The organism is Priestia aryabhattai (assembly GCF_023715685.1).
GTDB classification, from domain to species: domain Bacteria; phylum Bacillota; class Bacilli; order Bacillales; family Bacillaceae_H; genus Priestia; species Priestia aryabhattai_B.
Map to the genome: position 1 here is coordinate 945351 of NZ_JAMBOQ010000002.1, position 15881 is coordinate 961231.

14 protein-coding genes and 1 pseudogene are annotated in these 15881 nt (G+C 36.3%); 7 read left to right on the forward strand and 8 right to left on the reverse strand.

From position 1 onward, the window contains the following. Nucleotides 1-178: 178 nt before the first annotated feature. The 3 genes and pseudogenes from M3225_RS11760 to M3225_RS11770 all read left to right on the forward strand — a co-directional run. Nucleotides 179-1582 carry a glutamate decarboxylase gene (locus M3225_RS11760; protein ID WP_251393583.1) on the forward strand — a complete coding sequence of 468 codons (1404 nt, stop codon included), beginning with the start codon at nt 179-181 and terminating at the stop codon, nt 1580-1582. Between the two features lie 218 nt (nt 1583-1800). Continuing rightward, nucleotides 1801-2772, forward strand: coding sequence for a hypothetical protein (locus M3225_RS11765; RefSeq protein ID WP_251393584.1), 972 nt, complete (start codon nt 1801-1803; stop codon nt 2770-2772). A gap of 317 nt (nt 2773-3089) precedes the next feature. Continuing rightward, nucleotides 3090-3182: pseudogene (locus M3225_RS11770) on the forward strand (FtsW/RodA/SpoVE family cell cycle protein); the annotation flags it as partial. A gap of 263 nt (nt 3183-3445) precedes the next feature. Here M3225_RS11770 and M3225_RS11775 read toward each other — a convergent pair. Beyond that, nucleotides 3446-4381 (reverse strand): 3'-5' exonuclease, encoded by a 936-nt coding sequence (locus M3225_RS11775; RefSeq protein WP_251393585.1) that lies wholly within the window; start codon nt 4379-4381, stop codon nt 3446-3448. Nucleotides 4382-4607: 226 nt separating this feature from the next. Continuing rightward, nucleotides 4608-4850: a tyrosine-type recombinase/integrase gene (locus tag M3225_RS11780; RefSeq protein WP_251393586.1), complete on the reverse strand. Its 243-nt coding sequence runs from the start codon at nt 4848-4850 to the stop codon at nt 4608-4610. Between the two features lie 1581 nt (nt 4851-6431). Between M3225_RS11780 and M3225_RS11785 the strand changes: the two genes are divergently transcribed. Both M3225_RS11785 and mbcS read left to right on the forward strand, forming a co-directional pair. Beyond that, a complete protein-coding gene (locus M3225_RS11785; RefSeq protein WP_230932660.1) occupies nt 6432-7130 on the forward strand; it encodes a hypothetical protein in 699 nt (232 codons plus the stop codon). Between the two features lie 156 nt (nt 7131-7286). Continuing rightward, on the forward strand, nt 7287-8867 hold the full coding sequence (mbcS, locus tag M3225_RS11790; RefSeq protein WP_251393587.1) for an acyl-CoA synthetase MbcS: 1581 nt from the start codon (nt 7287-7289) through the stop codon (nt 8865-8867). Between the two features lie 47 nt (nt 8868-8914). Here mbcS and M3225_RS11795 read toward each other — a convergent pair whose 3' ends face one another. Then, on the reverse strand, nt 8915-9877 hold the full coding sequence (locus M3225_RS11795; protein WP_251393588.1) for a VanW family protein: 963 nt from the start codon (nt 9875-9877) through the stop codon (nt 8915-8917). Nucleotides 9878-10263: 386 nt separating this feature from the next. Here M3225_RS11795 and M3225_RS11800 point away from each other — a divergent pair, with 386 nt between their 5' ends. Then, the gene (locus tag M3225_RS11800; RefSeq protein ID WP_013057155.1) at nt 10264-10722 is read left to right on the forward strand and encodes a MarR family winged helix-turn-helix transcriptional regulator; all 459 of its coding nucleotides are present in this window, start codon (nt 10264-10266) and stop codon (nt 10720-10722) included. Nucleotides 10723-10758: 36 nt separating this feature from the next. On the opposite strand, the gene M3225_RS11805 is transcribed toward M3225_RS11800, so the two are convergent. Continuing rightward, on the reverse strand, nt 10759-12270 hold the full coding sequence (locus M3225_RS11805) for a class I adenylate-forming enzyme family protein (protein WP_251393589.1): 1512 nt from the start codon (nt 12268-12270) through the stop codon (nt 10759-10761). A 412-nt stretch (nt 12271-12682) separates the two neighbouring features. On the opposite strand from M3225_RS11805, the gene M3225_RS11810 reads away from it, so the two are divergent. Next, entirely contained in the window at nt 12683-13327 is a 645-nt protein-coding gene (locus tag M3225_RS11810; protein WP_251393591.1) for an SDR family oxidoreductase, read from the forward strand. Between the two features lie 34 nt (nt 13328-13361). On the opposite strand, the gene M3225_RS11815 is transcribed toward M3225_RS11810, so the two are convergent. From M3225_RS11815 to M3225_RS11830, 4 genes are all read right to left on the reverse strand, one after another. Then, complete coding sequence (locus M3225_RS11815) at nt 13362-13982, reverse strand: NUDIX hydrolase (RefSeq protein ID WP_251393603.1); 621 nt, start codon at nt 13980-13982, stop codon at nt 13362-13364. 176 nt (nt 13983-14158) lie between these two features. Beyond that, complete coding sequence (locus M3225_RS11820; protein WP_251393605.1) at nt 14159-14425, reverse strand: hypothetical protein; 267 nt, start codon at nt 14423-14425, stop codon at nt 14159-14161. 201 nt (nt 14426-14626) lie between these two features. Continuing rightward, nucleotides 14627-15052, reverse strand: coding sequence for a 3-hydroxyacyl-ACP dehydratase FabZ (gene fabZ / locus M3225_RS11825; protein WP_251393614.1), 426 nt, complete (start codon nt 15050-15052; stop codon nt 14627-14629). Between the two features lie 18 nt (nt 15053-15070). Continuing rightward, entirely contained in the window at nt 15071-15877 is an 807-nt protein-coding gene (locus M3225_RS11830; protein ID WP_251393623.1) for an ABC transporter substrate-binding protein, read from the reverse strand. Nucleotides 15878-15881: the final 4 nt, after the last annotated feature.

The window sequence follows — 15881 nt, forward strand, 5'->3', positions numbered from 1 at the left end:
TTTTCATGAGTATTACTAAATAAAGTTCATCCTTACGTGCTACGGGTAATGAAAAGAATGAAAATGGGTTTCAAAGCTCATAATGTGTAAAGGAGACCATGCTGGTTATAACGCCAGGTGAACGTAAAGCAGTTTGTCATACATTCAAAGTGCACTATACATAAGGAGATGATCGTTTATGCCTCAATGGCACCCGCATCGTGAACAAGAAAATTTACCTGATGAAGTTCCTGTTAATCCGCTTTTTTCTCGACAAGGAGAAGTCACCATTCCAAGGCTGCGTATTGGTGATCAAGGTATGCTTCCAGAAACAGCTTATCAAATCATTCATGACGAAATTGCTTTAGACGGGAATGCTCGCTTGAATTTAGCTACGTTTGTTACTACTTGGATGGAGCCCGATGCAAAGCGTTTGTACGGCGAATCTTTTGATAAAAATATGATTGATAAAGATGAGTATCCACAAACAGCGGCTATTGAAGAGAGATGTGTACATATTTTAGCGGATTTGTGGAATTCACCTAATCCTGATACAACGATGGGCGTTTCTACTACAGGTTCATCTGAAGCATGTATGCTCGGTGGACTTGCATTAAAGAGACGCTGGCAGAAACTACGTAAAAGTAAAGGGCTATCAACGGACCGGCCAAACATTGTATTTAGTTCATCCGTTCAAGTGGTATGGGAGAAGTTCGCAAACTATTGGGATGTAGAGCCTCGTTATGTAAACATTAATCCAGATCATCCTTATTTAGATGCAGAAGGTGTGATTAATGCGGTTGACGAAAATACAATTGGCGTCGTACCAATTCTTGGAGTGACGTACACAGGAGTTTACGAACCAATCGCTGCCATCGCAAAAGCATTAGATGAGGTACAAGAAAAGACAGGATTAGATATTCCTATTCATGTAGATGCTGCTTCTGGAGGTTTTATCGCTCCGTTTCTTCAACCAGATTTGATCTGGGATTTTCGCTTGCCGCGAGTAAAGTCCATTAATGTGTCGGGACATAAGTACGGTTTAGTCTACCCTGGTTTAGGATGGGTGATTTGGAGAGAAAAAGAGGACTTGCCTGAAGATCTTATTTTCCGCGTTTCTTATTTAGGAGGCAACATGCCAACTTTTGCACTCAATTTTTCTAGACCAGGAGCACAAGTTCTTTTACAGTACTACAATTTCTTACGTTTAGGTAAAGACGGCTATTATGCCGTACAAAAAACCTCACAAGATACCGCGCTGTTTCTTAGCAAAGAAATTCAAGAAATGGAAGCATTCGAAATTCTTTCTGATGGTTCAGATATCCCGGTGCTTGCTTGGAAACTGAAAGAAGGATACACGCCAAATTGGACTCTTTATGACTTGTCTAGACAATTGCGTACGTACGGATGGCAAGTGCCTGCTTATCCGCTACCTCCAGACATGGAAGAAATAACAATCATGCGCATTGTCGTTAGAAATGGATTTTCAAGAGACCTCGCTCATTTATTTATGGTTAATTTCAAACAAGCTATTGAGTTTCTTAATTCGTTGGATAGACCTGTTCTTAAAGACACGAAATACGACAATGGATTTCATCATTAACATCTATTATGAAAACACAAATCCGCGCACCTTTTTTAGAACGCGGCTTTGTGTTTTTTATTTTATACATAAAAAGATAATTTTTTTCAAAAAAATACCATAATAATCAAGAAAATATTCTTATGTTTTCTTGATTTTGGTATAATAACTTCTAAGGTTTTGTAGTTCTTTAGAATTATATAAACCCTAAAAAAGATAAAAAAAGGGGATAATAGTCTATGAAAATGTTGAAAGTTGCTTTTGGTATTCCACTGTTAGCTATATTACTGACGGCGTGTAGTGATGAGTCCAGTGAAACTGTATCGCAAAAAGAAGAGCCTACAGAGAAATCAACAGCGGTTCATACTAAAGAGAATGGTAATAAAACTGCTGTAAAAGAATCATCGCCTAATACATTACAAACAAAAGCATCAACGATTAAAAAAGCCATTAATTCTAATGAAGCTGATCGCAATTACTTATTAAATGTAATGAATGGTTATCAGTATATCCAAGTAGGTGACAATCAGTATATTTACTATGGCATTAATCAAGAGCAAAATGTTTTTTGTATGATGGAAGTTAATTTCAACGCTAGTGGTGATTATGTAGAAAACATTAATTTTGTTGATAATGCTTCAGAAGAACAAATTGCTTTGCTTCAAAACCAAATCAAAGAACAACAAAAGCAATTATCAGACCTTGAACAGCAGCAAATGGAAAAAGAATTAGATGATTACTATGCGCAGCTAGAAGAAGACCGACAAAAAGAAGAAGAGGCACAGGCCAAGGCAGAAGCAGAGCGTAAAGCGGAAGAAGAACGTTTAGCAGAAGAGGAGAAGAAACAACAGGAGGAAGGCGAAGCTCAGGTAAAAGCGGATGAGGAAGAAGAATCTGATGCAGAAGATGAGGCGCAAGCAGAATCAGAGCAAGAAGATACAGAAGCAACTGCAGAAGAGGAACCAGCCGAACCAACAGTATCCCAAGAACAAGCTGTTCAGCTAGTTCGTGAGCAACAAGGCATATCTGAAGATTCACCTCTTCTTGTAGAATACGATCATGTTGACGACTCAGGAAACTATATTATCCATGTTTATGAAAGTGTTGTTGATAATGAAGAAACAGGAGAGGGACATACAGCTACACAAGGTTGGTATCAAGTAAGTCCTAGTGATGGATCAATTACTGATGTTACGATAGAAGGCTACTAATAATAGAAATAAAAAGTGTTTACTAAACACAAAGAGGGCGACATGGACAAATTTTAGAGCGACCAACAAAAGAAAGTGAATGATAAATATGATTATCATCCCGTATGCAGTGAATAGAATGATTTTATGCAAGAGACAATTACAATAAATAATAAATGGAGCGGAAATTCCGCTTCATTTATTATTTAATCAAAAATAGGAGTATAGTTAAGGAGGCATTATGAAAACAATAATGTGAAATAAAAACGAATGGGTGGAAATACCAATCTTTGTTTTCCAAATTTTTATGAAATGCTACAATAAATATTTTTTGTAGTTCATTATTAGCTATTGGTATCTCTACTATGATTGGTGCCCAAACTTTTTTTAACCTTGGAGATGTATCAGGAATCTTACCAATAACAGGTGTAAATTAAAGGGTAGTGTACGTTAAGTTTTAATGTTAATTTTTAAATGAAATATTGGAACCTGCCGAACAGCAATTAAATGAATTGAGAAATGCTGCTTGGGATGCTACTTTAATTGTTACGTCAGGTAAGGAAAAAATAGCGGAATTTGATATAAGTAAATTGGGAAACTAAAATGAAAACTTTCAACTCTTGAGAGTTTATGGAATGAATGGGAACGAGGGGATAAGGAAAGAGCTGAATTATGTACGAAAGAGAACGGATTTTCATCCTCTCTTCAAAGAAAGCTGGTTTAAAGGGTGTAGGGTGCTCTCATCTAAAATGATAATTTTTGATGAATATTCGAGATGTTCATTATAACAAAGCAGCAAATTATGATAAAAATCCAGTAAAAGACCGGCATAAAAACCATTTTCCTCCGAAAACAAACCAGAGCGATTGATAAGAATATTTTCGTATTTTTTAACGATTCTTTGAGTTCTCTTTATAATTTTTACTGCATCTTTCATTTTATACATTTCATTTAACTCTTCCGCAAATATGCGGAGGTCTTTTTGTATTGTCTTTCTAAGCGTTGCATTCATTTCTTTAATGTTCTGCGGTACTTCTTCCAGAATAAATTGCTTTATCATAATGAAATCAGACTGTACTGGCTCGTTCAAAAAGCTTAGGTAAATGCGAAGAGTGTTATACGCATCATACATCGGATTGTGCTTTTTACCCTCAAACTGCAAATTATATAAAGCTAACCCATTTTCTACTGATACGTTATTTTTAGAAACACGCTTTGTAAAAATTGCTTGAAAATCAACATAACGCTGTTCTATTTTCTTTATAGTAGCAAGAGAGATTTCGTGCTTTTCCGCATCTATTTTTAAGCGAGATAAATCGCTGGTAGACCAAGAGAAAAAACGGGATTTTTTAATTCCGCCAATCCAGGTTAAAAAGTCTTCAAAAACATTTTTAAAATTACTTGCACCGACTAAATCAGTATCTTTAATACCGGTTAACTCTTTGCAGAAGCGGCTTAAGGACACCCGTTTTGTAGGTTGAATATAACGGTCAAAAAACTCAATGTCTTCTGTCACGATATTGTACTTCACCGCGCCGAGCCGAATTGCTTCCATATCTTCAAACGGCATTCCTTTGTTTGAACACAGCATTTCAAAATCAAAAAAGATAAATTGTTTTACATCTGCCATATTCTATGCTCCTCTCTCTAACAGGTTATTATAAGGGAATAGTGGTGAAAGAGAAAGGACCAATAAATCCCAAATTTTAAGAATAACAATGAATTAAATGAAAGTTTTCTAACGGAATCGAGTGTTCAAGAAAGCAATATTCCTTTAAAAATCAATCGGAATCTTCCATTTTCTGATGAACTCTTACTACAGCTATCTAGAAGTAATCCAGCTCTCTTGGAAAAACTCATTTTAGACCACTACTGATTTTATCTAAGAATACAGGTTCACTGTAATGTAATTGATGCTTCATTAAACGTTGTCGGTATTGATGAAATAAAGGTATCACAATAGCATGAAGAGGGAGAAGACGCTCTTTTTTTCCTTTTCCTAGTACTCTTATTGTTTGATTATCAAGATTTATCTGCTCCCATGTTAAATCAACCAGTTCTTGCCGGCGCATACCGCTCGTTGCAAGTAATTTAAACAATGAATTATTTCAAAAGGCTAGGGGACGCTTATCAGTTTCTAGGTAGCGGAAAAGTTTTTGAAGCTCTTCTAGGGACATATAAACAGGAAGCTTTTTGTCTGATTTTGGAGCTTGAATTCCTGCCATGAAGTCTGACTTCATATAATTTTCCCTCAAAATTTACTTAGTGATTACAAATACGAAATTCGTCTTTGTAATGTTCGAGACTTAATGTCATGTTTAACACTTGTTCTTGTGCAAATCGTTGACTAGTAGAAGATGTCAAGTCTTCTAAGTTAATTGAGCGGTTATGAGTTTTCAGAAACTCCTCATAACATTTCAAATCAAAGGCGTAGCCTATAAAGGTAATCATCAACAGCTTGTGTGAAATTCATTCGTAACGATCTCCTGGAAATTAAATTATCAGAACGTAACCGCAAATTATGGGACGTACCTGGATGTTATTACGACGATCACGAAAGTTATGGAACAAACCTATTTATTATAATCAACTTTAAAGTGAAAAGGTCCTTATAATGAATCTTATGAGAACATAAGGGAGCAACTTATTGTTCTGTTTGAAGTTTTTCTAGTTTACATAATATATATTCTAGGAACCAATAGATAAAACAAAAATTCTGTCTCAATTCAAAAGTATACTTATAATAATGAGACAGAATTTAAAAATGAGATAGGGTTTGTGTTTATATGAACTAACTCACTAAACTAATTGTCAGCAAGATTTGTTCTAATTGAACAATACTGGATATAATTTTATCGAAATACATATTGATTTCACCAGATTATTTTTAGATTTGATTAGTTCGATTTATATTTATAGAGTTTGAAAAATAAATGAGTTTGCTTATAGAGATTAAATTTTATACTCATTCATTTTTCTCATCGTATTCTCAATAAACTCTTTGCAAATCGATGAAATCTGTTTACGTTTAATATTTTAAGGATTTATTTGCTACTAAACATATATTTTTCATTCAGTACATATGTTTGTATTAAATGGATTTTTATTCATTGATAAAAGTTAAAACCTCGTATTTACTGTAATAAAATACATCAATAAGTATTTTTATTCTATCTGATTCTTTGCTAAAATGTTTGAAAGCCCCTTTCCTATCAGCTTTTTAGTGATTTTAGTTGTAGTTTCCTTTTTCATCGGGTATAATATTAAACAAATAGATGACGGTATAAATTGGATGTCATTATCCAGTTTTAAAGGAGCGATACTCATGAACATTACAATTTATTATGGAAATCATGAAGATAAAACAATTCATACAATGGATTGTCACGTAGATATCGATTTAGACGATGAAGATATGGTAGCTTTAACAGAAGCTCGTTAATGAATATATAAAAGGCTGTGGATGCTTTTCATCTGCAGCCTTTTATTTTTTGCTTCCCCCTCTCCTTTCTAGCTTCTAATGACCGCTACGCTTTACAATCATTAGCTACTTTTATTATAAAATTTTAAATTCTCCGTGAACTCCTCTTTACTTTTCGACACATTTTTTGTATCATTAGATAAGAACGTGTGTTCGATTTATTTTTTATCGTATTGATGATCACAAGGAGTGTTTTTGAATGACGGTACGAAAAAGAAAAAGAAAGAAGCTCCCTCCTACCCTATCCAATACAGGCTTTATTGGAGCAACGTTTGCTGATACAGATGAATTAGCACGCAACGAATATCACTTCCCTCGTAAACAAATGAAAATTACCCATCATGTCTTAGATGCTTTGCTTCAAGGGGCAACGCATTTATTTCAACAGCATAAAGTTGAAGCCGCTATCTCATGCGTGTATTTACCTAAGTACAAAAAGATTGGGTTGGTCCTTTCTAAACAGCCTTTTGGCCACGATGAAGGCATTGGGTATTTTATTAATTACTTAAAGGAAATCGGACATATTGAGTGGGATGAAAAAACGAAAGACTACGAAATACATAATACGAGTTTTATTGGCGTGGTATTTGCAGACCTAGAAAAAATTGCTAAGTTTACCTTCGATTTTGAGTTAGAATTGCTGTCAAAGTTCGTCAAAGACTTAATTATTCCCGCTAAAGAGCTGTTCTTGCAGCATAATGTAAAAGCGTATCTCTCAGGCGTTGAAAATGAAGATCAGCATAAAGTAGGATTTGTTTTATCAATCAAGCCTTATGATGAACGTAAGGAAGCAGACTTATATTTTGTGGAATATTTAAAAGAACGTGGTTTATACGAAGAGGACGAGTCTGAAGAAGAGTTAGTACCTATTCATACAAAATGGAGCTTATTTAAATAACATACGTTATACCCGCTGTCTTAATGAGACAAGTGGGTCTTTTTTTGCTTTTTTACGAAAACCGAAAACAAATTAGTAGCAAGTACTAATAGTTAGTAATATAATAATAGTAATGATAAAAAATCATTGATATCTATAATATAAGGAGTCGTTTTTATGATTCAACTAAAAGATTTAGTTCCAAGTGAACATTACAACTTAACAGAGGAAATCGAAAAACATGCATCCGATCAGCTTGCGCTAAAGTGGCAGGACGCTGACGGTGCACGTAAGGAAATTACATATAACCAGCTGTTAGCAAAAGCAAACAAAGTGGCAAACGGGTTAACAGAGCTAGGCTTAACAAAAGGCGATCACGTTTTGGTTATTGCGCCTCGCCTTATTGAATCGTATGCTATTTACTTAGCATGTTTAAAAGCAGGTATTATTGTAATTCCTTCTTCAGAACTATTACGCGCAAAAGATATCCAATATCGTTTACATCACGCTGAAGCAAAAGCGATTATTTCTTACCATCCTTTCTGCAATGAGATCGATAAGATTGAAAACTTCCCTACTTCTCTACAACATAAAATTACGTTTGGCGCTGATGTTACGTCATGGACACGCTTAGAGTCACTGACTGCGAATGCATCAGAACAGTTCCAAACAGCTAAAACAACCAAAGATGATACGGCATTCCTCCCTTATACATCAGGCACAACAGGCCAGCCAAAAGGCGTTGTTCATACTCATGGATGGGCTTATGCTCACCTTCGTATTGCGGCTGCTGAATGGTTAGATATTAAAAAAGGCGATACGGTCTGGGCAACAGCAGGTCCAGGTTGGCAGAAGTGGATTTGGAGTCCGTTTTTATCTGTACTTGGACAAGGTGCAACAGGCATTATCTATAACGGACGTTTTGAGCCTAAAAAGTTTTTAGGAATTTTACAGGATGAAAAAGTAAATGTACTGTGCTGCACGCCAACAGAATACCGCTTTATGGCTAAAATTGATGAGCTTGAACGTTTTGACCTGTCTCACCTTCATAGCGCTGTATCTGCCGGAGAGCCGTTAAATGAAGAAGTTATTAATGTGTTTAAAAAATATTTTAATATCCAAGTGCGTGATGGATATGGTCAAACGGAGAATACCCTTTTAATCGGTACATTAAAAGGTGTAAAAACGAAGATTGGTTCAATGGGTAAACCAATGCTTGAAGGGTTTGTGGAAATCATTAATGAAGACGGCGAACCTTGTAAGCCTGGAGAAGTTGGAGACATTGCCGTTCGTAAAGACCTCCCTTCTCTTTTCAAACATTATTATAAAGATATGGAGCGTACAGAGAAAACGTATAAAGGAAACTATTATTTAACAGGTGACCGCGCTTCTAAAGACGAAGAGAACTATTACTGGTTCCAAGGACGCGGAGATGATATTATTATCAGTTCCGGCTATACAATTGGGCCGTTTGAAGTTGAAGATGCGTTAATTAAGCATCCAGCGGTTAAAGAATGTGCCGTTGTAGCTAGCCCAGACGCTGATCGCGGCCATGTTGTAAAAGCGTATGTTGTTCTTGTCGATCATGTAAAAACAACAGATGCAGGGTTTATTAAAGAGCTGCAAAATCACGTAAAGAGCCTAACTGCACCTTATAAGTATCCTCGCGTGATTGAATTTATTGATGAATTGCCAAAAACCAATTCAGGTAAAATTCGACGTGTAGAACTTCGTGAACGTGAGCAACAACAAGCATAATAATAAATGAAAAAAACGACGTATCATAACAGATACGTCGTTTTTTATTAGATGGAACGCTGTGAAGTACGAATATCCACCGTTAAAACACCGGTATTTACATTTGCGTATGCTTTAATGATGACAGGATAATCTTTGTTGTTTGTGAACTTAAAATCAGGTCCTCCCCACGATACGGTCGCATCTCTTCCTACAGGTACATAACCTACATGTTTTGAATGGTGAGACCTAGCTGTCACTTGAAGACCAGCGCCGTCAATAGCATTAAATAATGTAGAAGATGTTTGGCAAATACCTCCGCCAATTCCCATCACCAGTTGTTTGTTGATAATTTCAGGAGCGGGCTGATAACCTCTCTCTGCTGTGCGCTCCCCAACTGTTTGATTATAAGAAAATGAATCTCCTGGTCCTAATACAACGTTATTAATCGCTTCTGCTGATAGCTGAACATTCCTGTTTCTGCCTGTATCACTTGGACGAAAACGTGTAGAATACGAAGCTAATGATACATCAGCGATTCCTTGAGCAGATGCTGCCGTTACATTTGGAGCGGTTTCGTAAATCGGAACCTTCACATCCAATTGTTTCGTATTTAAGTTCTGCAGATTTTTAACAAGCTCTGCTTCTTTTAAAATGATTTGTTTGGACCCCCCGGTTAACGATCCATTTGCATCCATTTTTATATTTTGCATAGGCGTATCGATCCCTTTTGCCAGCTTAGACGCTAATTGTTTAATTTCTTGATCATATACGTTTTTATCCTTGTAATGAACCGGCTTGAATTCTTTCATTACTTGTCCTGTACGGGAATCTTTCAACTGATACGTCAGGTCTTCGACTTTAAGGACTGGTTTTTTCTTTTTCTCAGTCGTTGTTTCTGCTTTTTTAGCCGCTTGTTTTTGTTCTATCGCAGCCGTTTGCTTTGCAGAATGATTTGTGTACATGCTGTACGCAATGAACGCACTAACAATTGTCACGCCAAGCAAAAGCGCCCCTACTACTTTCTTCATGTAATTGAATCCCCCCATATCTCGGCTTTACCTCAATATGTTTTTTCTATAAAAATATGTACACATTCATTTTATACAAACATCGTCTAAAAGACGATATGTCAAAGTGAATAATCACCATTTTTTATATTTTTTTCTTTGTTCAACACATGAGATAAAGCGGATTGATGTTCATAGACCCCATTTTTCAGAAAACATATGTTGTATACGTTTCCTAATATTACTATTCTTATATATAATAGCACGAAAACAAGGATTTTTTAACGAATTATGGTAATTATTTTTAAATTTTTCTGACAATTTTCGCAGTGTTGTTCATTTTTCTATGGGCATTATACATGGTATAATGGTAAAAATGGAATTTGTTTTATGAGGAGGATTTACGCTTGACTGAACGTTATAGCAAAGAAGAGATTAGTCATCAGCTAGAAAGTATAGATCATGTAAAAGAAGCTCTTTTAAAATATAAAAACACCGTAATCGGTGAGAAATATGATTTGCTTCCCTATCATTTAACTTCAACAAAAGAGGCAATCCTAAAGACAATTCACGATAAAAAAAGCTGTATTGTTAGCGATATCACAAAAGTACTCGGTCTCTCACCCGGTGCTATCACCATTGTATTAAATCAATTAGAAGATGATGAGCTTGTGAATCGTATTTATAAAAAGCAAAACCGCCGAAGCGTATGGGTAGAGCTGACGGAAAAAGGCGAAAAAGTTGTCGAAATATTGCAAGCTACACGTGTCGATTTTTGGTCAGATCTACTTTCACACTTATCAGAAGAAGAAAGAGATCAATACTTTCACATTATGAAAAAAATATCTCAAAAATTACAGCAATAAATATAAAAAAAGCGGCTATAAAAGCCGCTTTTTTTATTATGCATGTGCTAATGCTTGTTTTTTTACTTCGTTTTTCAACACTTTTCCTACGCTGTTTTTAGGAAGTGAAGAAACAAATACAACAGTTGGTACTTTATATGATGCTAATCGTTCTTTACAGAAATTCACTACATCTTCTTCAGTTAAAGTGGATGCTTCTTGTTTAACAACAAATGCATATGGAACTTCACCGTACACATCGTCAGGCATACCGACAACTGTGGCTTCTAATACACCGTCTGCTGCTAAGACAACTTCTTCTACTTGATCTGGGTAGATATTGTCTCCTCCATATACAATTACATCTTTGTAGCGTCCTTCGATATAAAGAAATCCATCTTCATCCAATCGACCTGCATCACCCATCGCTAACCAGCCATCCTGCAAGACAGCGTTTGTTGCCTCTTCATTTTGCCAGTAGCCTTTAAAAAGATAAGGACTTCGTACAAGCACTTCACCTTTTTCTCCAGTTGACACTTCTTGGCGTGTATCTGGATCTACAATTTTAACTTCTACATATGGAGCTGGTTTTCCAGCTGAGCTTACTTTCTTCCATCCCATTTGAGGATGCCATGAACTGATAATCCACGCTTCTGTGCTTCCGTATCCTTGAGCTAAAATCATTCCATTACGGTCATATTGTTCGATTAGAGACTCTGATACTTTTGTTCCGCCTGACACAGCAAGTTTTAGAGGGAAATTATAGTGAGCTCCTTTTTCAAGCTCTTCTACGATGTATTTTAATGCTGGTGGTAGTGCAAACAGCATTTTAATGTTTTCTTTTTCAATTACCTCAATTACTTTAGCTGGATCTGTTTCTTCAGAACATACCATTGTGTTCCCTGTATTAATGCACATAAATAAAATGCTCATAGAACTCATGTGGAAGAATGGATGAACAAACAAATAGCGCATGCTTTTATCGATATTTGCACGTTCTTCCTGTCCGCCAGAGTTTAAAAAGGCACTTACGGATCCGTGTGCAATCATACACCCTTTTGATTTGCCTGTTGTACCTGATGTGAACATCATTAATGCTAGATCTTCAGGGAGTACTTCAGGAAGCGCTTCTGGTGTGTTTGTATTATAAGCTGAGAATTGAGTGGTAAATTCTTTTGCATCCTCAATTTTTAACGTAAAGCTCAGTTGAGCCGTTTGTTCTGCTTTTTCTAACACAGATGTAAATTCATTGTGGTGGATAACCGCTTTTAATTGTCCGCTCGTAATAATGCTATCCAGTTCATAAGGAGTCATACTTTTACTTAGGGGAACAACCACGGCTCCTACTTGTAGAATACCCATCGTTACAACTGGGTAAGCGATGCTTGTATGAGCTAAAATACCGATGCGATCTCCTTTTTCAATTCCTTTCTCTAAGAAATAATGAGACAACTGATTTACTTTTTCATGAAATTCATTAAATGTATAACGTTCATTATGTTCAACTAGTGCTTCATGTTGAGGAGAAATCTCTGCACGTTCTGCGACTAAGTATTGTAATGTGTTCATTTTATCCTCTCCTTTTGTCCGCTCGGACTAAATATTACATTCGTAAATATTTTAATGACTAAAACATAATAACAAAAAATTTTTCCGAAGTAAAAGTTTAAAATTATCAAAATGTGTTTATATAGGTTGTATCGGGAAATGTTAAAAGAGGTACTGTTTTTAAGAAACATTGTATTACCAAGGGTTTGAGAAAAATTTACAAAATTTAAATAGTTCAGACACTGGGTTTAACGAACTATTTTTTTCCTTTTATTGTTTTTAAATTAGTTTTTATTTCTTGTTTTTCATTTTTTTAATATATTTTCTTACTTTCCCCTTATTCACCGGATTTTGAGCTCATTTGTTGAATGGAAACGGTGAATATGAAACAATAATATATAAGTATTTGGATTTGAAAGGAGCAAATTTAGACATGAAAGTTCTTGTAATTGGTGCGAATGGTCAAGTAGGCAAACATATTGTAAATATCTTGAGTGAAAGTGATGTACACACTGTACGTGCGATGGTTCGTAAAGAAGAACAAGCAAAAGAACTTGAAGCAAGAGGTGTTGAAACGGCTGTTGCAAGCTTAGAAGGCACTGTACATGAAATTAAGGAAGTGATGAAAGGCTGTGACGCCGTTATCTTTAGCGCAGGATCAGGCGGAAGCACAGGTCATGATAAGACACTTTTAATTGATTTAGATGGTGCGGTAAAAGCGATGGAAGCTGCAGAAGATTTAGGTATTAAACGATTTGTGATGGTAAGTGCACTTCAAGCACATCACCGTGAAAACTGGAATACATCATTAATTCCTTACTATGTAGCTAAACATTATGCAGATAAAATCTTAGAAGCAAGCGGATTAACATATACAATTGTTCGCCCAGGAGGATTGTTAAACGAACCAGGAACAGGACGTGTAGATGCCGGTGAGAACAAAGAGCGCGGATCAATTCCTCGTGAAGATGTAGCGCGTGTTGTAGTAGAAACGTTAAGTGAAGATCATACATTTGGACGTTCTTTTGATTTAGTTTCAGGTGATACGCCTATCACAGAGGCTATTCAATCTATTTAATATAAAAAAGCAGCGAATGCGTATTCGCTGCTTTTTACTTATCATTTAATACATGTACTAAATGATAAATCACTTTTGCTGTCAGTCCCCATATAACGCGATCTTCGTAGTAGTAAAAATGTTCTTCCATCTCTCTTGTTTGCCAATTGTAATTTTCACCACCAATAATGGCGTCATAAGGAAAATTATGTTCGGGTTCTACTCTGAAATGAATATTGTGTATATCAGGTTCGGTACGCTGAAAAAAAGAAAGAGGCACGGTAAATACTTCTGCTACTTCCGAAGGATTCGGTCGAAGTTCAAGCGACTCATCAACAAAACCTACATAAGGATAAATAATCGTTCCAAATTGAGAAACAATATAATCTAAAGCTTGTACTTGCTGAATAGATTCAGACGTAATGCCTAACTCTTCAGATGTTTCACGGATAGCCGTTTCTTTTTCGTCTGCATCCGTTTTTTCAACACGCCCTCCTGGAAAACAAATTTCTCCGGGCTGTCTTCGTAAATCGAGCGCTCTTACCTCAAATAAAACATGTAGTTCCCCTTGTTTTTCAATAAGCGGAACAAGAATACCGAAGCGAGAAAACTGCTCCATCCCAAGGATTGTCGGCATCCGATTTTCTAACTTAGCTATAATACGGGATGCATCCATACGTCCACTTCCTTTCACAAAATGAATTATCAAAAGAATAGCGAGTTATAAGCTACGATGTCAACTAACCTGCAAAAGAAAGCTGTTATCTTTATTATATGAAGAGATCCATCGAATTGACACTACAATTGATAAAAATATATAACATGAATATAAATAAAAACAGATAGCATCGGCTACCTGTCTTTTTGTTTTGTTTTTAACAAACCATAAATAAGCAAAAAGAATGCAACTACACTGATGAGCAACCCTCCTACTTGCTCATCAGTGAGTCCAACACGAAGCTGAAGCCAAAAGATAACCAAGCAAATCAAAATGACGCTGGTAGCTAAATAAAAGTAAATGCTGTAGAAAAATGGATTCGTTCTTTTCCGTTTGTAGACAAGTAGTGAGATGCCTATATACGTACCCAAAAGTGCAAGTAATACAACAACTTCCGTCAATGTTCTCCCCTCTCCCTTTTTTCTTCTATACCCCGTTTCTTCTTTCATCAAAAGGAAGTTTAACTAAGGTATTTATAAAAAAACCGCCCTTATGTCATAAGGCGGTTTTCTCGATACGCTTTATCCTGAATTATTTTCTTTTTTAAATTGATAGTTTTCATCTTGCTAACATCAGCTGCTTTTTCTACAAAGGCGTTTGTATTATACATCAAGAGCAAAGGTAATGACCGCTTCACAAGCTAATTCGCTGTCCACAAATGCTTTTCCTTTTCCTTTCACAATCTTTCCGCGCTGCTTGAGAATCTCAAATTCTAAGCGAAGTGTATCTCCTGGTCTGACTTGACGCTTAAAACGACATTCATCTATTCCTGCTAAAAAAGCAAGTCTTCCTTTTTGTTGGTCATTAGGGGCCATGGCAAATCCACCTAGCTGAGCAAGAGCTTCGACAATAAGTACCCCTGGCGTTACCACATAGTCCGGGAAGTGACCTTGAAAAAAAGGTTCATTTGCTGTTACTTGTTTTATCCCTATCGCAAGCTTTCCTTCTTCTTGTTCCAAGATGCTATCAACAAGTAAAAAAGGATAGCGGTGTTGAATGGTATGTTTTATTTGTTCAATATCTTTCATATGTATCGCTCCTTTTTCTTATAATAAGGGGTCCTTACCGTCAAATGCAGGAAACGTATCTGGATGAAGAAGCGGCGCGAGTTTTTTTAATCCCAACAGCAACCGAGGTGAAGGACGGCAATACAGCCATTCTTCTAGTACATATACGCGATGTTCTTTTATTGCAGACATGTCAGACCAGTTCGGCCTTTTGTGTAAAATGGTCGGATTCACTTTGTTTTTCTGTACCCCTACCCAAGCCAGACACACATGATCCGGATTTCTTTTGAGCACTTCTTCCCAATCACTCTGTACATTTGCTTCTTTGTGATCAGCAAATATATTTGCTCCTCCCGCTAATTCACTAATTTCAGTCAGCCAGTTTGCTTTGCCAGGAGTAAAGACAGGTTTTGGCCACCATTCCCAGTATACAGTGGCTTTTTTGTCAATTTGACGTGCAATCCCTTTATATGTAGAAAGAAACTGATCATAACGCTTTAACAGTTCAGCTGCTTTTGTCTCGATGTTTAATCGCTGACCTAAATCCTGTAGGTTTTGACGAATATCTTCTAGTGAATTAGGGTTATACAAGACGTAAGGAAGCTTTCGTTTTTTTAATTCTTCAATATTTCGCTCCATTCCAGGAACGCTTAGTGACGCTAGGACTAAATCTGGTTTAGCTTCTTCCACAGCATCTATATTAATCGATAAATCGGGACCTAAACGCGGCAGATTTTGAATAGACTGCGGCCAATCGGAATAATCATCAATTGCTACGAGCAAGTGCTCACATTTTAAATACGCCATTAGTTCTGTATTGCTTGGACAAAGCGAAACAATTCGCATATTT